We start from the raw sequence: 22,750 nt of genomic DNA, 5'->3' as shown, positions 1-22,750 counted from the left end.
AGGTTGAGGCATGGGGGAGAAACATCTGATAGTTTCTGGTTTACAACTTTGGCAGTGGCGGAATGCAGCTATTAAAGCAGCGATCGCCTCTGATGTTCCACCAACGGAGGTAGATTGGCTACTGTTAGAAGTTGCTGGGTTAGACCGTTTGGCACTCCGTTTGGAGTCTTTTAAAAACTGGCCGCAAATTCAGCTGCAATTACCGCTAGAAGAGTTAGACCAGTTATGGCAGAGGCGATTAAATGACCGCTTACCAGTGCAGTATATTGCCGGAGTTACACCTTGGCGTCACTTTCAAATCGCGGTGTCGAGTGCGGTTTTGATTCCCAGACCAGAAACAGAGAGCTTAATTGATTTAGCTGAAGCATCTGCTAGTAATACTTCAGGACACTGGGCAGATTTGGGGACTGGGAGTGGAGCGATCGCACTGGGATTAGCAGATGTCTTGCCAAAAGCGACAATTCATGCAGTTGATTACAGTTTAGAAGCACTGGCGATCGCTCAAGCCAACGCCGATAATTTGGGTTTTGCTGACCGGATTACATTTTATCAAGGTTCCTGGTGGGAGCCACTGGCATTGTTAAAAGGTCAGTTCAGTGGTATGGTGTCGAACCCCCCTTACATACCCACCAGCACCTTACCTACTTTGCAACCAGAAGTAGTTAACCATGAACCACATCTAGCTTTGGATGGTGGCGCTGATGGCTTAGATTGCATTCGCCATTTGATAGAAATTTCTCCCAGCTATTTGCAACCTGGTGGCGTGTGGTTAATTGAGATGATGGCAGGACAGGCGGACGCAGTGCGAGAACTTTTGCAAAATCAAGGTAGCTATTGTAAAATTCAAATTCATGCTGATTTAGCTGGAATTGAACGCTTTGCCCTTGCTTATAAAAGTTAGGAAATAGGGCATGGGGCATAGGGAATAGGAAAAATGCTCCATGCCGGAACCGATAAACATGACACAAGTTTCTCTAACAAATCTAATTGCTGGCGCACGCGCTGGACTTTTGGTGAGCTTTCCCACCGATACTGTTCCGGCACTGGCGACGATACCAGAAAAAGCAGGATTAATTTTTGCGGCGAAGCAACGTAGTCAAGACAAACCTTTGATTTTGATGGCTGCTAGTGCTGAAGATTTGTGGCTGTATGTCAAAGGTCGTGAGAATGAGTATAAAGTTTGGCAAGAACTAACAGATAAATATTGGCCAGGAGAGCTGACGTTAGTTTTGCCAGCGAGTAAACGCCTGCCAAAAGTTATGAACCCCATCGATCCGACGACAATTGGTATCCGAGTACCAAACAGTGCGATCGCTCAAACTATTTTGGCGCAAACAGGCCCTCTTGCCACCACTAGCGCCAATTTTTCTGGTCAACCCCCTTTGCAAACAATGGCAGAAATTGAGACTCAGTTTCCCAAGGTTCTGACTCTAGCAACGACAGAATACCAGGGTGAAATACCAGGGGTGGGTGTACCTTCCACCGTTGCTAAATGGACAGGGATAAATTGGCAGATTTTGCGGCAAGGTGCGATCAAGTTAGATTTATCGAGTGATAAGCAGATATAGGTAGCTATAATATTGTTTTCCTGATTTGAACAACAGTTAACAATACTTTGTAAAAGAGGGGACTTAAACCCTTTAATTTACGATAAATCTTGAACTTTAGTTTGCGCTGTTGTGTCAATTTACAAGTTAATAATTGCTAGATTATGAATTCGAGCAACTGGATATATCTAGGAGCAGGAATAGCACTAGGTATGGTTTTCCGTCAGTTATTTGTACGATGGCTACGCCCAAAGCAGGCATCGTCAAACTTTTCATCTAGCTCATCCCCAGTAGCGCTATTAGATCAAGAGGATATGCCACCAATATCGCAACAGCTACAACAAATGCAGCTGGCATACCAAATGGCAAGGGAAATGAGCCAGTTTAAAGCTGGTTTTTTGGCGCGGACTACCCATGAATTGCGATCGCCTTTCAATGGTCTGATTGGCTTGCATCAGTTAATTTTGTCAGATTTGTGTGAAGATCCGGCTGAAGAGCGAGAATTTATTGCCCAAGCTCAGGAGCGAACCCTGAAGTTGCTGAAATTGATGGATGAAATTCTCAACGTTGCAAGAGCTGAACACGGTACTAATAAATTAGATATTCAGCCCAGACCGTTAGCCGAAATTTTGTCAGAGGTTTATAACTTAACTTATATGCTGGCGGCAAATCGCAATTTTCCCTTGCAATTGTTACCCACCGACCCAGAAATTTATGTTTTGGCAGATTACCTCTGGCTCCGCCAAATATTGATAAGTTTAATAGACACTGCTATTACTCAAATGGAGGAAGGCAGCATCTATATTTCTAGCAGCAGTCTACCTACGAATAATTTTGTCAACATTTGGCTGGATGTACCAACCCATGCCATACTCTGGAGCGAGCCGATTGATTTGATCAAATCTGAAGATCATCTGACTCAGATTGACCAAAAAAACGCTGCTTTGTCCCCAGGAATGAGGCTATTAATGAATCAGACCCTGGCAGAAGTTATGGGAGGAAAATTAGAAATCCTGCCCTTAACCATTGCGAAGGAACCACCTGTGCAGCTTACCAGACTCCAAATCTCTATCCCCCTAGTGATTCCTGAAGCTGATCTTCTGTAGTAGGAATGAAAGCAAGGTTAGCTAGGTTGTGTAACACCATCGTAGTGGTGGTGTTGGGCTGGAAACCAATCTTTTCGTAGAAACCCTGCTGGTGAGTAGTCATCAGGTAAACGCGCTCAACCCGCCTCATGCGGGGATGACTCAGAACGGTTTCTACTAACTTGCTTCCCAGCCCACTACTTTGATACTCTGGATGAATGACAACATCCCAAATTGTGGCGCGATAGATGCCATCAGATGTTGCCCTAGCAAAGCCAATGAGTCGATCGCGATCGCAGACGGAAATTACTGGCTCACTATTGGCAATGGCTATACTTAAATCTTCAATACTGCGGCCTTTTGCCCAGAAAGCTGAAACGTTTAACAGTTCTTGGAGTTGGTAAAGGTTAATTTCGGACTTGCGGTCATTAAATTGAATCTGAGACTCGTTCATCTATGGCATCCACTTTTGGCAGTATCTTTAGTATAGTTAAGTCCTATTTTGCTAGAAATTGCTGTACGTGTATATGCAACGAGAAACAAAAATTATTGACAAACCCACTTCCACAGAGGATGAGTTGCTCCCTGTTGACGTATCCGATAAACTTGTTTTTCTAAACGTTGTTTTTCGTGCTGTGGTAGTCCAAGTAAGATATTCCGACTTTGCCAAACTAAAACAGCAGCAGTCATCCCAATACAAAAGGCTAAACCGAAAGTAGACAGTGGATGGTAGAAAAGTCCATATCTCACTGCTACCCAGGTAAAATATTGTTGCCACAAAGAAATTTCTGCACGTAGACCCCACAAGCTAAGAGGCGCAATGGTCAGCCATAAACAGCCGACAAAAAGCCACCTCCCATATACTGTCAGCCGATGTAGCCTTTGTACTTGTTGAGCAAACAATGGGTCAGATTTCTCAAAGTCTGGGACATTGTTTAATGGTTCTTTCGGTTGATCCATAGGGGATTAAAATTGCAAAGCATAGATGAGCAATTCAAAATGCTTTAACCCAATTGCGAAATACACACAAGTTTTAACTATCCTGGGAACTGGCAGATGTATCAATCGATTCAGGGCTGTTTCCCACGCTTGTTTCACCCTTGCGCTCTCGCCACCAAGCTAAAAGAGAACCGGCGATGAAAATACTTGAATAAGCGCCCATCGTGAAGCCAATAATCAAAGCTAGAGAAAAGTTTCTCAGGGTTTCGCCGCCAAATAGGAATAGGGAAAATAATGTTAGTAAAACGGTAAACGTGGTATTAATTGATCGCGTTAAAGTTTGATTGATTGCATCATCAACAACTTTGTCAATGTGATCGTTAGGATGTAGATGCAGTATTTCTCGAATGCGATCATAGATGACCACGGTATCTGTCACCGAGAAACCAGTAATAGTCAAAATAGCAACGACGAAAAGGCTATCAACTTCAATACCTGCTACTAATCCCAAGATTGAGAAAACACCCAGCGTAATCAAAACATCATGGAATAAGGCAATAATTGCGATTACGGCATAGTCCACCTGGAACCGCACACTCAAATAAACAACGATCGCCGCGAAGGAGACAACCAGAGCTAATAAACCTTGGGAAAATAGTTGACGACCAAGTGTCGGGCCAACGGTGTCAATTTGGGTGGCTTTCGGGTCAAAGGCTCCAATTTTTTCAGTCAAAGCTGTTTGCAACTGGGTGCGTTGCTCGACATCTAATGTCTTTGTACGAATGGATATTCCCTGTTGCTTTTGACCAACAACTTGGATGCTACTATTATTTAGCTTCTGAGCATCAACTACTTCCCTGACATCAGAGATATCAATCGGTTGAGTGCAGTTGTTTGGTTGTGTACAATCGCGTTCAAATTGTAGTCGCGTACCACCAACAAAATCTAAACTGGGACGTAGCGGTGCGCCTAGTTGTTGCCAAGAAATCACCATCGCCACGATGCCAATAATCATTAGGGTGGCAGAAATTGTCCACCATAATCCTCGCTGTTTGATGACACTAAATTTCATGACTGCACCTCCGCACCAGACTTAATTGACGTTGAGAGATTAGGACAAAACAACTCTGGCTTACGCAAGTTGGGAAATTGCAATGATAGGAACAGCAGTGTGCGACTACAAGTAATGGCAGTAAACAAATTTACCCCCAAGCCTAGCGCCAATGTCAAAGCAAAGCCTTTAACTAAACCTGCTCCTAAGAAAAACAGTGCCGCACAAGAAATTAATGATGTGACATGACTATCTAAAATGCTAGACCAAGCTCGGTAGAATCCTGCCTCTACAGAACGATATAAAGTTTTACCAGCGCGTAGTTCTTCACGGGTGCGCTCAAAAATCAATACGTTAGCATCAACTGCCATGCCGATACTGAGGATAAACCCAGCAATACCGGGGAGAGTTAATGTCACGCCTAACAAAGCGAAGGTGGCATAGGTCAATAGCGCATAGATAATCAAAGCAAAGTCGGCAATTAACCCTGGTAGTCGGTAGTAAACTAACATGAAAATCAATACTAACAGCAATCCGCCACTACCAGCGTAAATACTGCGTTGAATACTATCTTTACCTAAAGTTGCCCCAACAGTGCGGTTTTCGACGATTTGCACTGGTAAGGGTAAAGCACCACCCCGTAGCTGCACACCTAAGTTGTTGGCTTCTTGGGCGGTAAACCTACCTGTAATTACAGCAGCACCACCACTAATACCACTAGCAGCAAATTCTGGCCCGACACTCGGAGCGCTGATCAGTTCATTGTCTAGAAAAATACCAATGCTGCGTCCTGTACCGGCAAGTTTTTTCGTCAGTTCGGCAAACAGTTCACCACCCTTTTGGTCGAAGCGAATGGCAACATTCCAATTGTTGTTTTGAGTGGGTTCACCGGCTGCATCTTTGAGGAATTTCCCTGCGAGTGGGGGGTTTGTGCTTTCAAACAATTCAGCGATCGCTTGATTATTTTTCTGCAAATCTTGCTGATTTTTGAGAATTGCTGCTTGATCGTTACTCTTGATCACATCTTGCTGCTTGGCTTTCAATTCAGCTCGTGATGATTGGAAAGCAAACAGTTGGGTTTCCGTACCAGGCTTTTGCGTGCGAAATTCTAACTGCGCTGTACCCCCTAGAACCCGTTCAGCTTGCTGTGGATCGCTGACTCCGGGTAACTGCACTAGGATTTGATCTTTGCCTACAGTTTGTACTACTGGTTCCGAAACGCCAAGACCGTTAATGCGACCTTCAACTATTTTTTTCACGGCTTCCAATTCGCGGTCGGTGATTTGCTTAATCTCCGGTGTTGTTTTCACTTGAATTGTGAGCTGTGAGCCTCCGCGCAAGTCCAGTCCTAGCGGAATCGAAATTGTGTTAATCACCACAATGGCGGCGATTATCAGGACTACAATCAAAATTAAAAGCGATCGCTGTCTTTGCATACCATAACTCGCAACTGACAAAGGCTATAATAGCTTTCTTTTGTACAGTTATGAATGGGGAGTGGGGAATGGGGAGTGGGGAATGGGGAGTAGTAGTTGAATTTTTTCCCTACTCCCTACTCCCTAGACTCGCAACGCGACCATTTTTTCCACAGCTTCTACTATTTGCTCTGGTTGGACGATTGTCAGTCGTTCCAGGTTGCCGTTGTAGGGCGTGGGGATATCTTGGGAAGAAAGCCGCAGTACTGGCGCATCTAATTCATCAAACAAGCGATCATTAATTGAAGCGATGACTTCTGCTCCGATACCCGCAGTTCGCATCGATTCTTCCACCACAATCACTTTATGGGTTTTACGTATTGATGCGCCAATGGTATCAAAATCTAATGGCTTGAGCGAGATTAAATCAATAACTTCTGGATCATAACCTTGTTTTTCCAAAGTTTTCACCGCTTGCAGCACATGATGCCGCATCCGTGAATAAGTGATAATAGTGACATCTTTTCCTTGACGCACAACTTCGGCTTTATCTAGGGGGAGTAAATATTCTTCTTCTGGTAAATCTTCTTTCAAGTTGTAAAGCAGAACGTGTTCAAAGAACAATACCGGGTTATCATCGCGGATAGCGGATTTTAGTAGTCCTTTGGCGTTTCTTGGTGTGGAGCAGGCAACAATCTTCAACCCTGGTACAGCTTGGAAATAGGTTTCTAGTCGCTGGGAATGTTCCGCCCCTAGTTGTCGTCCGACACCCCCAGGACCGCGAATTACCATCGGAATTTTAAAGTTACCGCCAGAAGTGTAGCGCAGCATTCCAGCGTTGTTGGCTATTTGGTTGAAGGCGAGCAGTAAAAAGCCCATATTCATACCTTCGATTATCGGTCGCAACCCAGTCATCGCGGCTCCTACGGCCATACCGGTAAAGCTATTTTCCGCGATGGGGGTGTCTAGAACGCGGAGTTCACCATATTTTTGGTACAGGTCTTTGGTAACTTTATAGGAACCGCCGTAGTGTCCGACGTCTTCACCGAGAACAAATACGCTGGAGTCACGCGCCATTTCTTCATCAATGGCTTCCCGTAAGGCGTTGAAGAATAGTGTTTCTGCCATTTAGACCTTTTAGTACGATTATGGTTTTAGAATTTTATCGTGCTGCTGTCGCAAATACGGTGAGCGATCGCACTAGTTAGAGATTGTTTGCATAAACCGCCCCTAGCACAGAGCGAGTAATTCCCATAACTATATCAAATAGATTTTATCGGTTTTAGGAGCGATCGCCTCCCACTCTGGCAAACGAGTCCAACCCCTTATTTCTGTATTATCACGGAGACAATCTGCATAAAATGTGTTTAGATAACTTTACAGTTGAAAGATACCAACCTAACTGAAGTGACGCCAAAGTACAAAATCTGTTGTAGCAATAATTTAAATATGCCTACTGTAGAACAATTGAAAACGTTGTTTATCTTAAGTTTTTGGGCTACTAAAATGTATTTACCTGTGTTTTTAGTGCGAATCGATGAACGAACAAAAAATATTGTAATTCTCGCTGGTCAAGAAAATGAAATTATAATTTACCTAAACGGGAAGTGGAGATATGTATGAGTAAGCCAGACTTTATGACAATGCCCCGTGCCCAATTGCGTCAATATATCCTTGACCACAGAGAAGATGATCAAGCCTTTGAAACTTATTTAGATAGATTCACCTCTGAAGACGCTGTAATCTTCCCTGCTCCACAGTCAATAGATGATTTAGAAAACTTCCCAGAGTTGCATCAACAGAACTTAGAAAAACTAAGAAAGCAAGCTTAAGCGATCGCAACCCTCCCACAAAATTTTATCAGCGATCGCCTTCCACTATCACGGGGACAATCAGCGATAGCGTTTCCTAATCACATGAAATACGTCATAGCCCCCTCTCCTCGCTTGCGGGGCTACGGTGTACACACAAGTCATCGAATTACCCAAAAATCTTGGTGAATTGTATCTCCGTGAAAATGATGTGATAGAAGTTGACCATAAAATCCCAAAATCGCAAGCTGGAAAGGATTCTTATGACAATTGGCAACTCCTTCACAGACATTGCCATGATATAAAAACTGCCACCGATGGCAGTACGGGCGCAAAATCTGACTGTAATAGTGTCAAGCCTAAGCCAACCTCAAAACTAGATTGGTTCTGGGAAGAGGATATGTTGGTAATGCGGTATGTGTGACAAACACTGAGTCACTGAGGAGCCGTATGATGCGAAAGTATCAAGCACGGTTCTGGAGAGCAGCGACTCTCGTGAGGGGGTCGCTGACTTTACTTGATTTATGAAAATTCTCGGTGTCCAGATCCCCGACTTCTCAAAGAAGTCGGGGATCTAACTTTTCACGAATGATTTAGGATTGCTATAGAAACCTTGTAAAATTCAGAAAAACAGGCGCTTCATAACAAGGAAATATTCATAATAACCTTGGAGGTGAAAGTTGCCTAAACTGCCACGTATAACTGCAATAGATACGGAGTTGATTTATACAGACTTGTCTCTTACGAATAATTTAGGATTGCTATAGTAAGGTAACAGTTACTATTTATCGACCCCATGCAAGTCAAAGATTTGACTATTGAAGAACTCAAGCTACTAATCCAGGAAACTGTTGCTGAAACCATTCAATCTCTACTGATTGACCCCGATGAAGGCAAAAAACTAAAGCCAGAAGTGAAGCAGCAACTACTTGACTCTCTACAGCGTACTCAAGCAGAAGAAGGTGGAGTTCCGGCTAAGGAAATTAGGGTTCTAGCATGAAGGGGGAGATGAGGATAAAATTTATGAAAGAGGAAAAATTTAAACTATGAATACAAATATTGTTGCCAAAGTGACGGCTGAAGGAAAACTCGAAATCCCGCCAGAGGTGTTGGTGAGGCTTCAGCCTTCTACTGAGTATGAAGTTTTAGTTACAGAAGAAGAAATTGTGTTCAAAAAAATTAGTAAACAATTGAGTTGGGCGGAATTATCAGAAAAAATCGAAACTTTAGGAGTAGATGCCGATGAACCTACTCTTCAAGAAATTAGTGAGATGGTCAAAGAAATGCGACGGGAACGACGCTCTAAAACATGAGAGTTGTCTTAGATGTTAATGTTTGGGTTTCTGGTTTACTTTGGCGTGGTGTTCCAGGTCGAATTTTCGATTTGGCAGCAGCAAATAAAATAACCATTTATACTTCTGAGCCTATCCTCGCAGATGTTGAAGAAATACTTGCACGTCAAAAATTTCAGTCAAAAATAAATGCTTTGAATACAACTGTAAAAGAGTTGCTTTCTACAGTAAAAGACAAAAACTTTGGGCTGATATATTAGGTATTCATTATAATGCGATAAAGGAGTAAACTTATGCAGACAGATCCAATTATCAGAGTCACTGATGAAAAGCAAATAAATCTCCCAGCAGAAATTGAATCTCAACTGATACCTGGTGATGAATACAGAATAATTCTAAAGGAAAATTGTATTGTTTTAGAAAAAATTACTCAGCAAAATATAGATTTAGATGATTTTTTACAAAGTCTTGAACAATTAGAACCCGATCCAAATCAACCCACGCTAGAAGAAATTAGTGAAATTGTTAAGGATGTCAGACAGGAGTTATGGTCTAATCCATGAGAGTTATCCTTGATGTAAATGTTTGGATTTCAGCCTTGTTGTGGGGAGGTGTTCCTGGTAAAACCTTGCGTTTAGCAAGAAATCAACAAATTAATATATTTGCTTCTGAATTTTTATTATTAGAACTAGAAACAACTTTAAAACGTGATAAATTTCAACTACGACTACAACAAAGACGATAAATATTAAAATCACTATCCAAAGTAGCGTAGGCGTAGCCCGCCGCAGGCATCGCAGCAATATCTAAGCGTTCCGAAATGACAATCAAGGATAAATCTGCAAAATCCCCTGGTAAATCTCTGTACTGAGTATTCAACTCAGCAATACGCGAAAAATCTTGCGGCAATAGTTGCTCACACTCGTAGAGTTGTTTAGCAACATCTAGAAGAAACTCGTTTTGTGTACGCCAATCAAAGTTGAGCAAAAATACAAAGATAGGACTTACGCAAAATATCTCTCAAACTCCTATTTCTCCGTGTCCTCTGCGCCTCTGTGGTTCGTTATTCCGTAACTCTTACGTAAGTCCTAAAAGAATCTCACGCCCAAACACTAAAACACAACTCTGCGTTTTTGCGCTTCTGCGTGAGATTTCCCACTAACTTAGTATTCAATATACCTAGCCTACTTTAACCATCGCGCCGCATCTTTGGCATGGTAAGTCAAAATCAAATCTGCGCCAGCGCGTTTAAACCCAGTTAAAGTTTCCAAAACCACCCGCTCCTCATCAATCCAACCATTAAGAGCCGCAGCTTTCACCATCGCATACTCACCAGAAACATTGTAAGCCGCAACTGGTAAATTACTCGCTTCCTTCACGCGCCAGATAATGTCCATGTATGCCAAGGCTGGCTTAACCATGAGCATATCAGCCCCTTCTGCGATATCCAATTCAATCTCTTTAATGGCTTCACGGGCGTTACCTGGGTCCATTTGGTAAGTTCTTCTGTCCCCAAATTGTGGTGTCGAGTCTGCCGCATCCCGAAATGGCCCATAATAACCCGAAGCATACTTAGCAGCATAAGACATAATCGGCGTGTCTTGAAATCCGGCTTCATCCAAACCCAGACGAATTGCCTGGACAAAGCCATCCATCATTCCCGAAGGCGCGATGATATCAGCACCAGCTTTCGCTTGAGAAACTGCTGTTTTCTTCAGCAATTCCAGGGTGGGGTCATTTAAAACTCGTCCCGTCAAATCACCAACTTGTAGATAACCACAATGACCGTGACTAGTGTACTCACACAAACAAGTATCAGCAATTACAATCAAATCTGGCACTGCTGCTTTTACCGCCGTCGCTGCTTTTTGGACAATACCGCAATCATGCCAAGCGCCAGTGGCATCCACATCTTTATCAGCCGGAATACCAAATAGAATAATCGCAGGAATTCCTAAGTCATAAACTTCTTTTGCTTCTTCGACAATTTTATCTACCGAAAGTTGGTAGACTCCGGGCATCGATTTCACCTCATTAGCGATTCCCTCACCTGGTACGGCAAATAGTGGGTAGATTAAATCGCTTGTTGTTAAAACAGTTTCACGAACCATCCGGCGGAGTTGGGGATGGGTACGCAGACGGCGGGGGCGATGTATAGGAAACATAAAATTTTATGAAGAAAAACAACGCAAATGGACACAAAACAAAGCGTCACAAAAGCAGGCTAAAATTTTCCTGCCGTCGGACAGACTACAAACAGTGCTTAACTGTCCCTTGCCCTACTCTTAATCAAGTTGTGGGGCAATTTTGTATTCTACAGCTTGGTTGCACCTATCCGACGGACTGGAAAAAAAATAACATACGAAGCAATTCAAAATTCAAAATGGTAAGACTGTCTGTTGATAAAATACTGGCGAATTGAGGGTTGAACTTTAAGCGCAAAGGGGCGCAGAGGAGCGCAAAGTTTGTTTTATTCCATTCACTACGAACTTAGGCAAAGCTGTACTTGGTAACAAATAACTGACAATGCCCAATCCTCATAAATTTGTGTTAAAAAACTCGGAAAATATAGGGATAACGGAAGGGTATATCAGGATTGCTGAAAACTCCGACGAGTGCCCAAATTGTTAATCCCCAGTGCAATAGATATCCCAGACCGGCTAGTGGCCCCAACAATAATAGAGGTAACACTAACCAACCGAATAGAAAAAACAGCGCTCCGAGAATTCCTCCATAAAGCCAGACGTTAAAGTGGAAATTGATCGATTCTCTAGCGTTTTCTTTAACAACAGGATCATCAGATACGAGCAGTATGGCGATAGGTATACTTACAGATACCAATGTCGTGCTGAAAAAAATCGCTCCATGTGACAAGGCGGATAGAAGCTTTCGCTTGTCTGTGTCGTACATTCTTTTCTCCTATTTAGTCAGATTGTTGGTTATATTACGACCCTATCATGAGCATCGTTGTCTTAAGATTAAAAGACTTGCTAGAGTCAAAAAAAATTAAGCTTGCTAACAAACAAATACACTTATGTCTACTGAACTTGAGTCTGAACTTATTCAAGCGGTTGAACTTCGCCGCAACTTTGCGATTATATCTCACCCTGATGCGGGTAAAACGACACTAACAGAAAAACTACTCCTGTACGGAGGTGCAATTCACGAAGCTGGGGCGGTTAAGGCGCGACGGGCGCAGCGTAAGGCTACCTCTGACTGGATGGCGATGGAACAACAACGGGGTATTTCTATTACCTCGACAGTGTTGCAATTTGAATACCGGAACTGTCAAATAAATTTATTAGACACTCCCGGACACCAAGACTTCAGTGAAGATACTTATCGCACTCTCGCCGCCGCCGATAATGCCGTGATGCTGATTGATGCGGCAAAAGGTTTGGAACCCCAAACCCGGAAATTGTTTGAAGTGTGTAAGTTGCGGGGTATCCCGATCTTTACATTTATCAACAAGCTCGATCGCCCAGGCAGGGAACCTCTGGAACTGTTGGATGAAATTGAGCAAGAATTGGGATTGCAAACCTATGCGGTTAATTGGCCGATTGGTATGGGCGATCGCTTTAAAGGTGTTTTTGATCGGCACAAGCAACAAATTCACCTGTTTGAACGCAGCGCCCACGGTAGCCGAGAAGCCCGTGATACGATTGTGGAATTAGGTGATCCGAGAATAGAAGAACAGCTAGAACAAAGCCTGTACTACCAACTAAAAAATGATCTGGAACTGTTAGAAGGAGTTGGGCCAGAGTTAGATTTGCAGTTGGTACACGAAGGCAAAATGACGCCTGTGTTCTTTGGTAGTGCCATGACTAACTTTGGTGTAGAGTTATTCCTCAAGTACTTCCTTGACTATGCCCTCAAACCCGGTTCTCACTACAGCAGTGTTGGCGAAGTTGCCCCTACATACCCGGAATTTTCGGGATTTGTCTTCAAACTGCAAGCGAACATGGACCCGAAACACCGCGATCGCGTCGCATTTATCCGGGTCTGCACTGGTAAGTTTGAAAAAGATATGATGGTGAATCACGCCCGCATTGGTAAATCCATCCGTCTGTCTCGCCCGCAAAAACTCTTTGCCCAAGAGCGGGAATCGATTGATGTGGCTTATCCTGGCGATGTGATCGGTTTGAACAATCCCGGTGTTTTTGCGATCGGGGATACAATTTACACGGGACAAAAGCTCGAATATGAGGGCATTCCGTATTTTTCGCCGGAACTGTTTGCGACGCTCAGGAATCCCAACCCCTCGAAGTCTAAACAATTCCAAAAAGGCGTTGCGGAATTGCGCGAAGAAGGTGCTGTGCAAATTATGTATTCAACTGATGAAGCCAAGCGCGATCCAATTTTGGCGGCGGTGGGTCAGTTGCAATTCGAGGTGGTACAGTTCCGCTTACAAAATGAGTATGGCGTAGAAACCCTACTAGAGGTATTGCCCTACACTGTCGCCCGTTGGGTTGAGGGTGGTTGGGAAGCATTAGAAAAAGTGGGACGAATATTCAATACCACTACAGTTAAAGATAGTATGGGACGCCCAGTGTTGCTATTCCGCAATGAATGGAATTGTCAACAGTTATTGGGCGACCATCCAGAGTTAAAATTAAGCGCGATCGCTCCAGTATTTTCTAGTCAACAACCAGTGGAGGAATAATTCAGTAGGAATTTTAGATTTTAGATTTTAGATTTTAGATTATTTTTTGGTTCATACCTCGCCCCTAATGGGCGGAACAAATCCAAAATCTTCAATTTAAAATCCGAAAGTAACCTTGTATCGGGGTCAATCCAAAATCCAAAATCCAAAATCCAAAATTGGTTGACAAGCTTAACTGGGGGCGGTTGAGTTCCACGGCATCCGAGGTTCGCGCTTCTGCCTAAACGTGGATCACTTAGAAGAGATTGGAGTGCCAGAATTTGTATGCCTTCACACGCCAAACCGTCTTTGGAGGCTGGTTTAGTTGCCCTCAAGCAGGGAAATTACCAAACAGCGATCGCTCAACTACAACCGATTGCTAGCAGCCAAAGTAATGCGACTGCTAGCTTACAAGCCCAGGTTGGTTTAGTGATGGCTTATGCTCGTAGTGGCGAAGTTCCCAAAGCGATCGCTATTTCCCAGAATCTCATTGAGAGTAACAATCCCCAAGTTCAAGAGTGGGCAACACGCGCTCTCGAACACCTGACAAAACGTAAAAAACCTGATCAAGAATCAAAAAATGTCGAAACTGGATTTGTTGCCTTTGATAATTCAACCCCAGATTCAACCCCAGATTCAACCCCAGTTACTCCCCCGGAAACTCCGACATTCGAGGAAAAGCCAAATGAGCAAGTAATAGAAACCAAGAGCGACGACACCCCGCCGATGGTGCCACTAGTTAGACTCAAAGCGACAGTAGCGACACCACTACCACCACCTGCTGCGCCCCTAAACGGCTTTATGGGTTCTGTTACCCGCACTCAAGCCAAATTATTCGGCGTTATTTATTGGCGGCAAGCACAACGCGCCAGAGCATGGCAACCCCTACGTAAACCGAAATTAATTCCTTTGCGGCTACTGTCAGCAGGAACATTTATCGCCCTGTTTTGGGTGATGCGGGAAATCCTAAAGTTAGCAATGGGATTTATTAACCAGATTTTAGTAAAACTACCTTATCTGGAGCCGTTGCAGCTTTTATACCGCAACCCGACTAAATTGTTGCTAATAGTGTTGGTGATTTTGATTGCAATATCACCTTGGTTGCTGGATCTGCTACTGGCGAAGTTGTATGGTCAGCGAGAATTTCCCAAAGATGTATTGAATGCTCATAGCCGCGAAGCCGTCCGGGTGCTACAACGTTGCTGCCAACAGCGACACTGGCCGTTACCCCAGCTGCGGATTTTACCAATGGCTGCACCAATTATCCTGACCTATGGTAGTTTACCACGTAATGCCAGGATTGTTGTGAGTCAAGGGCTATTAGAACAACTAGCAGATGATGAAATCGCCATTATCTACGCTACGCAGCTAGGGCATATTGCTCACTGGGATTTTGCTGTGATGTCTTTGTTGCTGCTGGTGACACTACCAACTCATAAGCTATATCAGCAAGTGTCGGAGTTGGGAGACAAAATATCAGGGAAAATTTGGCGATCGCCGGTGACAATTCTGGCTAGTCTAATTTATGGAGTTTGGTGTTTACTGACTGGGACTGGATTGTGGTTGTCGCGGTTGCGGCTTTATTATAGCGATCGCGTCGCTGCTGAAATTACTGGTAATCCCAATGCGTTGATTCGTGCCTTACTCAAAATTGCCATTGGCATTGCAGCTGATATCCAAAGAGAAGAACACACCAGTTGGCAACTGGAAAGCTTAAATCTCTTGACACCAGTTAGCCACCAACAGAGCCTTTCTTTAGGTACTATTGCCAGTAATTTATCTTTTGAATCCTTTTTGAAGTGGGATAGTGCCAATCCCTATCGCCGATGGTTTACGATTAATAATAGCCATCCTTTAATAGGCGATCGCATCGAACGCCTCTGCCAAATAGCCCGTCACTGGCATCTAGACACCGAGCTGCATTTTACAAGCGAACCATCAAAGGTTAAGCGTCAGTCTTTCTTATTACAAATTGCTCCCTGGTTGGGAATTCCTCTAGGGGTTCTGTTTGCAGCTTTGGTCTGGCTAACGTGGCAACTAGCATTCGCACTCAAATTTTTAAATCTAAAGTGGATCTATGAAGATTGGTCTTTTATTACAGGCTGTCTTCTGATTGGCTTTAGCATTGGTACGGTGATGCGGATTAATCCTTTCTTCCCCGATATTAAACCCGCCACAGTGCAAACTGACGACTGCTTACCCAACCTGTTATCTGACCCTTCTGCCTTACCCATTGACAGCATCAGCGTGCGTCTTGTGGGCAAACTATTAGGTCGTCAAGGCACTAGCAACTCCCTAGCACAAGATTTAATCTTCCAATCGAGCGCGGGCTTGGTGAAATTACACCACATTTCTTGGTTCGGACAGTCAGTCAATCACCAAGATTTGATTGGTCGGCAAATTATCGTCACAGGTTGGTTCCGGCGAGGAGCAACACCTTGGATCGATATCCAAACCCTGCAAACTCAAAGTGGTAAAACCATTCATAGCGCTCATCCCATTTGGTCTATTTTTTTGGCAGTTGCAGCACAGGCTTGGGGCGCATACGTTTTTCTCACTGGTTAGTTATTGGGCATTGGGCATTGGGCATTGGGCATTGGTCATTGGTCATTGGGCATTGGGCATTGGGCATTGTTCATTGTTCATTACCAAAGGACAAAGGACAAATCGGAATGTAAACAAAAGTTGCAGGTTTTGTTTCCAAATGTTACATTTATTTACACAAACCAGAGCAGGCGACGTAACTCAGCACCACAGCTTAGTTGTGAATTCGGATGCTTTTTCCCTACCTCCATACCTTTTACCCTGCCAACACAGCAGCAAATTAACCAGCCACTGGCTGGTTTTTGTTTCAAAATATGCCTCCTGGAATAAAAAAATGTGTTTTATGTTACGATGCAGTAATACTAAGTCGGAAATGTATGCGCTAGACTAGCTACGTAGAAAATACCGTGATAATGTAAGGAATGGTATTTGATTCTGCGAAAAAGGGCATGCATGGAAGAAAGCGTGTACTCTAGCAGGTACTAGACTATTAAATTTACAATTCTTAGAATTAAGGTGTTATTAGCTCACAATAGTGTGAGCCTTTGGATTAAACAAGCTTGATCCCGACGAAAAACTGTATTGTTGTATAGGTTGACAGTTTCGAGCAAAAAAATTGGTTAATGGCAGTCTTGGTCAATAGCATCTATTTAAAAGCCAAAGCTAAATGATTGTTTTCTTGCCTTGCCATGTTCATTCAACTCTGGAGGTATAGTTCATGTCCGTTCGCCTATATATAGGTAATTTGCCTAAAGATGAAATAGATCGTCAAGATCTGCAAGCAGTTTTTGCAGCAGAAGGTGATGCTGTAACTACTAAATTAATTAAAGACCGCAAAACTGGCAAATGCCGTGGTTTTGGTTTTCTGACAGTCAACAACGACGAACAAGCTGACGAAATAATTGAAAAATATAATGGTCAGATGTTCAAAGACACTCCTATTAAGCTAGAAAAGGCATTACCTCGTACAAAGGGTGATGAGGGCGAGGAGCAAGCTCCTAAACCAGTTACTCTTGCTAGTAGTACCCCCATTCCTAGCCCTAACAAAGAAGGTAGCCGTCGTGAGAAAAGCTCTAAGAAGCAGCCTCGTCGTGGCGGTAGCGGTGGCGGTGGTTCTCGTGAAAGCAGCACCACGACTACCGATTCAGACACTATTCGTCCAGATCCTCGCTGGGCTTCGGAATTAGAAAAGCTGAAGCAGATGCTAGCTGCACAAACTACGAATTAATCCTTAAGGGAGAGAAATTAAAAATTAAAAATCAGAATTTTTTTTGATTTTTAATTTTTAATTATTGATAATTATCTAGCTGCTTAGTTTAATGAACTTGCAGCTAATTTTGTAAGTAGGTAGGCGCAGCCCAACCTAAGCATCTCATCGCCAAATAGTGGCTAATTGAGGGTTTAAATTTAAACACTGCGCGAACGGTAGACACGCAGTAAATTGGCTAGGAATTAAAGAAATGTTGTACTTAAAAGAAAATTAAGTTTTTGTGATTAGACGCATTAAAAAAACTTGATGGATGTGAATGCGATCGCAGCAATTCTCTGGATTTGACAAGTTATAGTCAAGATATGGTTGTTATAGCTAGCTGATATGCCTTGGTGAACGGTCAGCGCGTAGGCGCAGCCCGCCGTAGGCATCGCTCTAAAGATAATCTACACTCAAGGTGATACCGATCATTTGCAGCTTCTGTTATGTCCTCAACTCTAGATTCTTTGCCACCTGCACTCGCTAAAATTGTCCAGCGCTTTCAACGCGCTTCCGAACCAAAGCGACGCTATGAACAGCTAATCTGGTATGCTCAGAAGCTCAATGAGTTCCCAGAAGCTGATAAATTACCCGAAAATAAAGTTCCTGGTTGCGTGTCTCAAGTTTATATCACAGCAGCCTTGGATGACGGTAAGGTTGTTTTTGAAGGCGATTCCGATTCTCAGTTAACCAAAGGATTAGTAGGGCTTCTGGTTGAAGGATTGGATGGACTAACGCCAACTGAAATTGTCCAGCTTACTCCAGATTTTATTCAAGAAACAGGTTTAAACGTTAGTCTGACACCTTCCCGTGCTAATGGATTTTACAACATTTTTAAAACCATGCAAAAAAAAGCATTGGAATGTAAGTTAGATTTGCCTAATTAAACAAATCACAGACGCGATTAATCGTGTCTTCAGTGCTATTTCGTTCGAGACAGAAACCGCCCGGAACTTCAGTTCCGGGCTAATAGCTCAAGTCCGTTAAAACGGACTATAATCTTTTCTCAGTCGTCTTAAGACGACTTTCGCTATTAGACTCAGAATTCATTCTGAGGCGGACTAGATGAGAATGAAATAGCTCTGCTTTACTCTTAATTCTCACTCTTAATAATAAATTTAGTCTCATGCCAACAAATTTATTATCTACCTCTGCTGCTATTGGCTTGGGTGGAGTAGTTCAAGAATATCTTTGGAATTGGGAAAATAAGCAATTGCGCGTTGTTTATGAAACCCTCGGTAAAGGTTCACCGCTATTGCTACTACCAGCTTTCAGCACTGTTTCCACGCGCTTGGAAATGGGCGAACTTGCCAAGTTACTAGCTCCCAATTTTCAAGTTGTAGCCTTAGACTGGCCTGGATTTGGACAATCTTCTCGCCCTAGCTTGAATTATCGACCGGAAATATATCAGCAATTTCTGGAAGATTTTGTCAAAGCTATTTTTAATACTCCTATTACTGCGATCGCGGCTGGTCATGCTGCTAGTTACGTTTTACAATTAGCTGTGAAACAACCTGCTGCTTTCTCAAGAATTTTGTTGTTAGCTCCTACTTGGCGTGGGCCTTTGCCGACAATGGGGGCAAGTCAGCAAATAGCTGGGATTGTGAGAGAATTAGTGCGATCGCCTATACTTGGTCAAGCTCTCTACAAACTCAACACTACCCAATCTTTCTTAAGTTTTATGTACCGCCGTCATGTCTTTACTGACGCAGCTAATATTACACCCAGTTTCATTGAGAAGAAGTGGCACACAACTCAACAACCAGGAGCGCGATTTGCATCTGCTGCCTTTGTAACTGGTAATCTCGATGCTGTACACGAACAATCTGATTTTCTGCAACTTGTGCAGTCTTTAACCGTACCGCTCATGGTAGTAATTGGGGAATCTAGCCCCCCCAAATCACGAGAAGAAATGAACGCTTTGGTAGCCTTACCAGGAGTGAGAAGCGTTGTCATTCCTGGTTCTTTGGGACTACATGAAGAATACCCAGCAGTTATTTTAGAAGCAGTTCAAGACTTTTTGTTCTCTTCAGAAAATTAAATCCTCACTTATCCATCAAAGTATGATTTTATTGTTTGCGATAATTATTATCAGATAGCGCTTCTCGTTTGTATGCAATATACTCTGACCTCTCTCCTAAAAGGAGAGAGGCTTTGAAATCGGGAGCATCTCAGTGAAAGCAAATATACCAGATGAAAAACAAGATTCTTGCTCCCTCTCCTTACCAAGGAGAGGGTTGGGGTGAGGTTTTACAAGGCTTTTTACACTCATTGAGATGCTCCCCTTTGAATCTTACCCGGTATCAGTGATATTTAATTCTTCTCCATATCCTTGAGCTTGTCGATCCGAACTTCGGTGTAAATCAGAGTTTGAGAGATATTTTGCGTAAGTCCTAGCGCTATAGCTTCTGCAGCATTGTCAAAATAATAACCTGCGACTTCCGAGAAGTCTGTAGATGCTTCTGCGGCTACTCTATGAGTTCTCCAAAGGAATAGGTCGGCTTGTATGCAATATTCCTATCAGGCTACCCCAATTTGTGAATATTTATTGCTTATTATAGATGCATAAAAATAAAATGTTTCTTGATTAAATTATGTGATGATTTTGCTGAAACCCAAAATAATAGCAAGTTCGCACAAAAATATAAAAAGATTTATCATAGGCGATAATGATTATCCATAAGGTGAGATAAGGGGAATTTAGAGTATGGTGGCTGACGTAATCAATAATTCAGTTCCCGTTACTGTTCTTACAGGATATTTGGGAGCAGGTAAAACGACTCTACTCAATCACATCCTCACCTACGAACACGGCAAAAAAGTTGCTGTGATTGTCAATGAATTTGGGGAAGTGGGTATTGATAATCAATTGATTATCGATGCAGATGAAGAAATATTTGAAATGAACAATGGCTGTATCTGTTGTACAGTGCGCGGCGATTTAATTCGGATCATTGGCAATTTGATGAAGCGGCGCGATAAATTTGACCATTTAGTAATTGAAACGACTGGATTAGCCGATCCTGCACCAGTGATTCAGACATTTTTTGTTGATGAAGATTTACAAAGCCAACTGTCTTTAGATGCGGTGGTGACAGTGGTAGATGCGAAGCATATTTGGCAGCACTGGGATGCAGACGAAGCCCAAGAACAGATTGCTTTTGCCGATGTAATTTTACTTAATAAAACAGATTTAGTAGCGCCAGAAGAGTTGGATGAATTAGAAAAACGGATTCGGGCGATGAATGCGATCGCAAAAATCTACCGTACCCAAAATTCTGAACTAGGAATGGATGCTTTATTAGGTGTAAAAGCCTTTGATTTAGACCGCGCATTAGAAATTGATCCAAATTTCTTAGGCGAAGATGCCCACGTACACGATGAAACTGTCTTTTCTGTGGCTTTATTAGAAGCGGGTGCAGTCGATGGAGAAAAATTAAACGCTTGGATTTCCGAGTTACTGCGTACCCAAGGCCCAGATATCTTTCGGATGAAAGGCATTTTAAATATTGCTGGAGAAGATAATCGATTTGTATTCCAAGGAGTACACATGATATTTGATGGCAAACCCGATCGCCCCTGGAAACCAAGTGAAACTCCCAAAAACGAACTAGTCTTCATCGGTCGCAACCTTGATGCAGCCCAACTCAAGCAAGATTTTCTCGCTTGTCTAGCTTAATTTAGGAAGTGGGGAGTAGGAAGTAGGGAGTAGGGAATTTACCAATCTCCATTCCCCATTTCTCCCCCACTCCCCACTCCCCATTCCCCACTCCCCCTTTACAAATATGAACTCCACAACCAGCAAATCTAAGGAATTTGAACAACACTATTCGGGGACACTTTCAGATTATGTAACTGCGATCGCCTGGTCGCCACAAGGTAAAACTTTAGCAGCAACTTCCGCCGCCGGGGAAGTCGTTCTGTGGAATGATGGCGAACTCACAACCTTGCAAACTGCTAACGGTAAATCAGTAGACTGTCTGGCATTTTCGCCAGATGGAAAATTTTTAGCTGTTGGCGGACAAGATGGACAGGTGAAAATTTGGCGCGACACTGAATTAATCGCCACGTTGTCAAATGCCCCTGCATGGGTTGACAAGCTAGCTTGGAATTACACTAGTAACCAACTAGCTTTTAGTTTGGGGCGTTATGTCCAAGTCTGGGATGCAGATACTCATGAAATTGTCGTGACGCTGAATTTCGACAACTCTTCAGTATTGGGTATAGATTGGCGCATTGACGGACAATACTTAGCCATTAGTGGTTATAAAGGAGTCAAAATTTGGCATAGTCAAAACTGGGATGAAGACCCATACAACTTAGATATGACTACTGTCAGTTTAGCTATGGCTTGGTCGCCCGATGGTAAATTCCTGGCTTCTGGCAATATGGATCGGAGTGTCACCGTTTTGGAATGGAACAACCCCGACCCTTGGGTAATGCGTGGCTTCCCTGGTAAAATTCGCCAATTGGCATGGTCAGAAGCTACCACGAAAGTAGGTGCGCCAATACTGGCATCTTCTAGCGTTGAAGGTATTGTGGTGTGGGAAAAGCTAGAGGATGATTCTTTAGGTTGGGAAGCGCGAGTTTTAACTAATCATGTGGGTGTGATCAATGCGATCGCCTTTGCACCCAAAAGCTTCCTTCTCGCTTCTGCTGCTGCTGACGGCTGGTTGTGTTTGTGGAAGCAAGCCAAGGAAGTATCCCAAATTATCACAGGTGTCTCAGGAGGATTTTCTACCCTAGCTTGGCATCCCCAAGGCAAGTTACTGGCCGCAGGCGGTGAGCAGGGCGAATTAGTTGTATGGTCAAAGGTTTTGCGGGGTCAGGGATTTGGGCGGAGTTAAAATAATTCCTAATTCGTAATTCGTAATTCGTAATTAAAAGGGCGGTTAGAAACCGCGTCTACACAGGCAAAACCCACCTCCGTGGGTAAAAAACCTTAATTTTTTCCTTAGTTCGCGCAGGCGGACTTCGTTTGTGTAGCCGCGTAAAGCCTTCGGCATAGCTTCGCTTAGCGCGTCAGCGTGCCGGAGGCTCTATTCCATTTGCCCTCGCTTCTTGGCGATCGCCATCTATACCCAAGCTGTTAAGCTCTTGTTAAAATAGCTAGTCCCGGAATTAGAAAACTTGCTAGAGTGAACAGAGTTAGCCTTAACGTCTAATCGCCAAAAC

26 protein-coding genes and 1 pseudogene are annotated in these 22,750 nt (G+C 43.3%); 18 read left to right on the top strand and 9 right to left on the bottom strand.

Going from position 1 to position 22,750, the window contains the following annotated elements; all coding sequences use genetic code 11:
- The first annotated feature begins 10 nt into the window (after nucleotides 1-10).
- From prmC to V7L05_RS33435, 3 genes are all read left to right on the top strand, one after another.
- On the top strand, nucleotides 11-901 hold the full coding sequence (prmC, locus tag V7L05_RS33445; protein ID WP_335170575.1) for a peptide chain release factor N(5)-glutamine methyltransferase: 891 nt from the start codon (nucleotides 11-13) through the stop codon (nucleotides 899-901).
- Nucleotides 902-959: 58 nt separating this feature from the next.
- On the top strand, nucleotides 960-1,568 hold the full coding sequence (locus V7L05_RS33440; protein ID WP_335170674.1) for an L-threonylcarbamoyladenylate synthase: 609 nt from the start codon (nucleotides 960-962) through the stop codon (nucleotides 1,566-1,568).
- Between the two features lie 143 nt (nucleotides 1,569-1,711).
- On the top strand, nucleotides 1,712-2,653 hold the full coding sequence (locus V7L05_RS33435; RefSeq protein ID WP_335170574.1) for a sensor histidine kinase: 942 nt from the start codon (nucleotides 1,712-1,714) through the stop codon (nucleotides 2,651-2,653).
- On the opposite strand, the gene V7L05_RS33430 is transcribed toward V7L05_RS33435, so the two are convergent.
- The 5 genes from V7L05_RS33430 to V7L05_RS33410 all read right to left on the bottom strand — a co-directional run bounded on the left by V7L05_RS33430 (nucleotide 2,616) and on the right by V7L05_RS33410 (nucleotide 7,165).
- Entirely contained in the window at nucleotides 2,616-3,086 is a 471-nt protein-coding gene (locus tag V7L05_RS33430) for a GNAT family N-acetyltransferase (protein WP_335170573.1), read from the bottom strand. The genes V7L05_RS33435 and V7L05_RS33430 overlap by 38 nt on opposite strands.
- Before the next feature lie 92 nt (nucleotides 3,087-3,178).
- Complete coding sequence (locus V7L05_RS33425; RefSeq protein WP_335170572.1) at nucleotides 3,179-3,592, bottom strand: hypothetical protein; 414 nt, start codon at nucleotides 3,590-3,592, stop codon at nucleotides 3,179-3,181.
- Nucleotides 3,593-3,665: 73 nt separating this feature from the next.
- A complete protein-coding gene (secF, locus tag V7L05_RS33420; protein ID WP_335170571.1) occupies nucleotides 3,666-4,643 on the bottom strand; it encodes a protein translocase subunit SecF in 978 nt (325 codons plus the stop codon).
- Nucleotides 4,640-6,058, bottom strand: coding sequence for a protein translocase subunit SecD (gene secD / locus V7L05_RS33415; protein ID WP_335170673.1), 1,419 nt, complete (start codon nucleotides 6,056-6,058; stop codon nucleotides 4,640-4,642). Before secD ends, secF begins: the two co-directional genes overlap by 4 nt.
- 123 nt (nucleotides 6,059-6,181) lie before the next feature.
- A complete protein-coding gene (locus V7L05_RS33410) occupies nucleotides 6,182-7,165 on the bottom strand; it encodes an alpha-ketoacid dehydrogenase subunit beta (protein WP_292762059.1) in 984 nt (327 codons plus the stop codon).
- A gap of 321 nt (nucleotides 7,166-7,486) precedes the next feature.
- On the opposite strand from V7L05_RS33410, the gene V7L05_RS34945 reads away from it, so the two are divergent.
- The 8 genes from V7L05_RS34945 to V7L05_RS33375 all read left to right on the top strand — a co-directional run bounded on the left by V7L05_RS34945 (nucleotide 7,487) and on the right by V7L05_RS33375 (nucleotide 9,885).
- Complete coding sequence (locus tag V7L05_RS34945; RefSeq protein ID WP_442937139.1) at nucleotides 7,487-7,660, top strand: DUF6888 family protein; 174 nt, start codon at nucleotides 7,487-7,489, stop codon at nucleotides 7,658-7,660.
- Nucleotides 7,657-7,869 (top strand): DUF6887 family protein, encoded by a 213-nt coding sequence (locus tag V7L05_RS33405; protein ID WP_335170570.1) that lies wholly within the window; start codon nucleotides 7,657-7,659, stop codon nucleotides 7,867-7,869. Before V7L05_RS34945 ends, V7L05_RS33405 begins: the two co-directional genes overlap by 4 nt.
- Nucleotides 7,870-7,996: 127 nt before the next feature.
- Nucleotides 7,997-8,272 carry an HNH endonuclease gene (locus V7L05_RS33400; protein WP_335170569.1) on the top strand — a complete coding sequence of 92 codons (276 nt, stop codon included), beginning with the start codon at nucleotides 7,997-7,999 and terminating at the stop codon, nucleotides 8,270-8,272.
- A gap of 387 nt (nucleotides 8,273-8,659) precedes the next feature.
- Complete coding sequence (locus V7L05_RS33395) at nucleotides 8,660-8,848, top strand: hypothetical protein (RefSeq protein WP_335170568.1); 189 nt, start codon at nucleotides 8,660-8,662, stop codon at nucleotides 8,846-8,848.
- Between the two features lie 46 nt (nucleotides 8,849-8,894).
- Nucleotides 8,895-9,161: a hypothetical protein gene (locus V7L05_RS33390; RefSeq protein WP_335170567.1), complete on the top strand. Its 267-nt coding sequence runs from the start codon at nucleotides 8,895-8,897 to the stop codon at nucleotides 9,159-9,161.
- The gene (locus V7L05_RS33385) at nucleotides 9,158-9,400 is read left to right on the top strand and encodes a putative toxin-antitoxin system toxin component, PIN family (RefSeq protein WP_335170566.1); all 243 of its coding nucleotides are present in this window, start codon (nucleotides 9,158-9,160) and stop codon (nucleotides 9,398-9,400) included. Before V7L05_RS33390 ends, V7L05_RS33385 begins: the two co-directional genes overlap by 4 nt.
- A 33-nt stretch (nucleotides 9,401-9,433) precedes the next feature.
- Nucleotides 9,434-9,703, top strand: coding sequence for a hypothetical protein (locus V7L05_RS33380; RefSeq protein WP_335170565.1), 270 nt, complete (start codon nucleotides 9,434-9,436; stop codon nucleotides 9,701-9,703).
- The gene (locus V7L05_RS33375; protein WP_335170564.1) at nucleotides 9,700-9,885 is read left to right on the top strand and encodes a putative toxin-antitoxin system toxin component, PIN family; all 186 of its coding nucleotides are present in this window, start codon (nucleotides 9,700-9,702) and stop codon (nucleotides 9,883-9,885) included. Before V7L05_RS33380 ends, V7L05_RS33375 begins: the two co-directional genes overlap by 4 nt.
- Here V7L05_RS33375 and V7L05_RS33370 read toward each other — a convergent pair.
- The 3 genes and pseudogenes from V7L05_RS33370 to V7L05_RS33360 form a co-directional block, all read right to left on the bottom strand.
- Nucleotides 9,858-10,133 (bottom strand): annotated as a pseudogene (locus V7L05_RS33370) (hypothetical protein); the annotation flags it as partial. The gene V7L05_RS33375 and the pseudogene V7L05_RS33370 overlap by 28 nt on opposite strands.
- A 191-nt stretch (nucleotides 10,134-10,324) precedes the next feature.
- The gene (hemB, locus tag V7L05_RS33365; protein ID WP_335170562.1) at nucleotides 10,325-11,305 is read right to left on the bottom strand and encodes a porphobilinogen synthase; all 981 of its coding nucleotides are present in this window, start codon (nucleotides 11,303-11,305) and stop codon (nucleotides 10,325-10,327) included.
- Nucleotides 11,306-11,690: 385 nt separating this feature from the next.
- Nucleotides 11,691-12,050, bottom strand: coding sequence for a DUF4870 domain-containing protein (locus tag V7L05_RS33360; protein ID WP_335170561.1), 360 nt, complete (start codon nucleotides 12,048-12,050; stop codon nucleotides 11,691-11,693).
- A gap of 124 nt (nucleotides 12,051-12,174) precedes the next feature.
- Here V7L05_RS33360 and prfC point away from each other — a divergent pair, with 124 nt between their 5' ends.
- Both prfC and V7L05_RS33350 read left to right on the top strand, forming a co-directional pair.
- Nucleotides 12,175-13,803: a peptide chain release factor 3 gene (gene prfC / locus V7L05_RS33355; RefSeq protein ID WP_335170560.1), complete on the top strand. Its 1,629-nt coding sequence runs from the start codon at nucleotides 12,175-12,177 to the stop codon at nucleotides 13,801-13,803.
- Between the two features lie 264 nt (nucleotides 13,804-14,067).
- A complete protein-coding gene (locus V7L05_RS33350; RefSeq protein WP_335170559.1) occupies nucleotides 14,068-16,347 on the top strand; it encodes a M48 family metalloprotease in 2,280 nt (759 codons plus the stop codon).
- 152 nt (nucleotides 16,348-16,499) lie between these two features.
- Here the strand turns inward: V7L05_RS33350 and V7L05_RS33345 are convergent, their stop codons facing one another.
- On the bottom strand, nucleotides 16,500-16,637 hold the full coding sequence (locus tag V7L05_RS33345) for a hypothetical protein (RefSeq protein WP_335170558.1): 138 nt from the start codon (nucleotides 16,635-16,637) through the stop codon (nucleotides 16,500-16,502).
- A 407-nt stretch (nucleotides 16,638-17,044) separates the two neighbouring features.
- Here V7L05_RS33345 and V7L05_RS33340 point away from each other — a divergent pair, with 407 nt between their 5' ends.
- The 5 genes from V7L05_RS33340 to V7L05_RS33320 all read left to right on the top strand — a co-directional run bounded on the left by V7L05_RS33340 (nucleotide 17,045) and on the right by V7L05_RS33320 (nucleotide 22,422).
- Nucleotides 17,045-17,554 (top strand): RNA recognition motif domain-containing protein, encoded by a 510-nt coding sequence (locus V7L05_RS33340; RefSeq protein WP_335170557.1) that lies wholly within the window; start codon nucleotides 17,045-17,047, stop codon nucleotides 17,552-17,554.
- Nucleotides 17,555-18,021: 467 nt separating this feature from the next.
- Nucleotides 18,022-18,462, top strand: coding sequence for a SufE family protein (locus V7L05_RS33335; RefSeq protein ID WP_335170556.1), 441 nt, complete (start codon nucleotides 18,022-18,024; stop codon nucleotides 18,460-18,462).
- A gap of 239 nt (nucleotides 18,463-18,701) precedes the next feature.
- Complete coding sequence (locus tag V7L05_RS33330) at nucleotides 18,702-19,616, top strand: alpha/beta fold hydrolase (RefSeq protein ID WP_335170555.1); 915 nt, start codon at nucleotides 18,702-18,704, stop codon at nucleotides 19,614-19,616.
- A gap of 666 nt (nucleotides 19,617-20,282) precedes the next feature.
- Nucleotides 20,283-21,254: a CobW family GTP-binding protein gene (locus tag V7L05_RS33325; protein WP_335170554.1), complete on the top strand. Its 972-nt coding sequence runs from the start codon at nucleotides 20,283-20,285 to the stop codon at nucleotides 21,252-21,254.
- Between the two features lie 106 nt (nucleotides 21,255-21,360).
- A complete protein-coding gene (locus V7L05_RS33320) occupies nucleotides 21,361-22,422 on the top strand; it encodes a WD40 repeat domain-containing protein (RefSeq protein WP_335170553.1) in 1,062 nt (353 codons plus the stop codon).
- Nucleotides 22,423-22,750: the final 328 nt, after the last annotated feature.

The sequence above is a fragment of the Nostoc sp. genome, assembly GCF_036917755.1.
Classification (GTDB): domain Bacteria; phylum Cyanobacteriota; class Cyanobacteriia; order Cyanobacteriales; family Nostocaceae; genus Nostoc.
Note: the sequence above shows the minus strand (reverse complement) of the source record. Positions and strands in the feature narration are given on the sequence as shown.

What these genes read in the sequence shown, in the direction of transcription:
- V7L05_RS33385 (WP_335170566.1), top strand. Translation starts at nt 9,158, where the DNA reads ATGAGAGTTGTCTTAGATGTTAATGTTTGGGTTTCTGGTTTACTTTGG.
- V7L05_RS33335 (WP_335170556.1), top strand. Translation starts at nt 18,022, where the DNA reads ATGTCCTCAACTCTAGATTCTTTGCCACCTGCACTCGCTAAAATTGTC.
- hemB (WP_335170562.1), bottom strand. Translation starts at nt 11,305, where the DNA reads ATGTTTCCTATACATCGCCCCCGCCGTCTGCGTACCCATCCCCAACTC.
- V7L05_RS33430 (WP_335170573.1), bottom strand. Translation starts at nt 3,086, where the DNA reads ATGAACGAGTCTCAGATTCAATTTAATGACCGCAAGTCCGAAATTAAC.
- prmC (WP_335170575.1), top strand. Translation starts at nt 11, where the DNA reads ATGGGGGAGAAACATCTGATAGTTTCTGGTTTACAACTTTGGCAGTGG.
- prfC (WP_335170560.1), top strand. Translation starts at nt 12,175, where the DNA reads ATGTCTACTGAACTTGAGTCTGAACTTATTCAAGCGGTTGAACTTCGC.
- V7L05_RS33375 (WP_335170564.1), top strand. Translation starts at nt 9,700, where the DNA reads ATGAGAGTTATCCTTGATGTAAATGTTTGGATTTCAGCCTTGTTGTGG.
- V7L05_RS33390 (WP_335170567.1), top strand. Translation starts at nt 8,895, where the DNA reads ATGAATACAAATATTGTTGCCAAAGTGACGGCTGAAGGAAAACTCGAA.
- secD (WP_335170673.1), bottom strand. Translation starts at nt 6,058, where the DNA reads ATGCAAAGACAGCGATCGCTTTTAATTTTGATTGTAGTCCTGATAATC.
- V7L05_RS33325 (WP_335170554.1), top strand. Translation starts at nt 20,283, where the DNA reads ATGGTGGCTGACGTAATCAATAATTCAGTTCCCGTTACTGTTCTTACA.
- V7L05_RS33410 (WP_292762059.1), bottom strand. Translation starts at nt 7,165, where the DNA reads ATGGCAGAAACACTATTCTTCAACGCCTTACGGGAAGCCATTGATGAA.
- V7L05_RS34945 (WP_442937139.1), top strand. Translation starts at nt 7,487, where the DNA reads ATGCCTACTGTAGAACAATTGAAAACGTTGTTTATCTTAAGTTTTTGG.
- V7L05_RS33340 (WP_335170557.1), top strand. Translation starts at nt 17,045, where the DNA reads ATGTCCGTTCGCCTATATATAGGTAATTTGCCTAAAGATGAAATAGAT.
- secF (WP_335170571.1), bottom strand. Translation starts at nt 4,643, where the DNA reads ATGAAATTTAGTGTCATCAAACAGCGAGGATTATGGTGGACAATTTCT.
- V7L05_RS33405 (WP_335170570.1), top strand. Translation starts at nt 7,657, where the DNA reads ATGAGTAAGCCAGACTTTATGACAATGCCCCGTGCCCAATTGCGTCAA.
- V7L05_RS33435 (WP_335170574.1), top strand. Translation starts at nt 1,712, where the DNA reads ATGAATTCGAGCAACTGGATATATCTAGGAGCAGGAATAGCACTAGGT.
- V7L05_RS33330 (WP_335170555.1), top strand. Translation starts at nt 18,702, where the DNA reads ATGCCAACAAATTTATTATCTACCTCTGCTGCTATTGGCTTGGGTGGA.
- V7L05_RS33350 (WP_335170559.1), top strand. Translation starts at nt 14,068, where the DNA reads ATGCCTTCACACGCCAAACCGTCTTTGGAGGCTGGTTTAGTTGCCCTC.
- V7L05_RS33440 (WP_335170674.1), top strand. Translation starts at nt 960, where the DNA reads ATGACACAAGTTTCTCTAACAAATCTAATTGCTGGCGCACGCGCTGGA.
- V7L05_RS33360 (WP_335170561.1), bottom strand. Translation starts at nt 12,050, where the DNA reads ATGTACGACACAGACAAGCGAAAGCTTCTATCCGCCTTGTCACATGGA.
- V7L05_RS33425 (WP_335170572.1), bottom strand. Translation starts at nt 3,592, where the DNA reads ATGGATCAACCGAAAGAACCATTAAACAATGTCCCAGACTTTGAGAAA.
- V7L05_RS33380 (WP_335170565.1), top strand. Translation starts at nt 9,434, where the DNA reads ATGCAGACAGATCCAATTATCAGAGTCACTGATGAAAAGCAAATAAAT.
- V7L05_RS33320 (WP_335170553.1), top strand. Translation starts at nt 21,361, where the DNA reads ATGAACTCCACAACCAGCAAATCTAAGGAATTTGAACAACACTATTCG.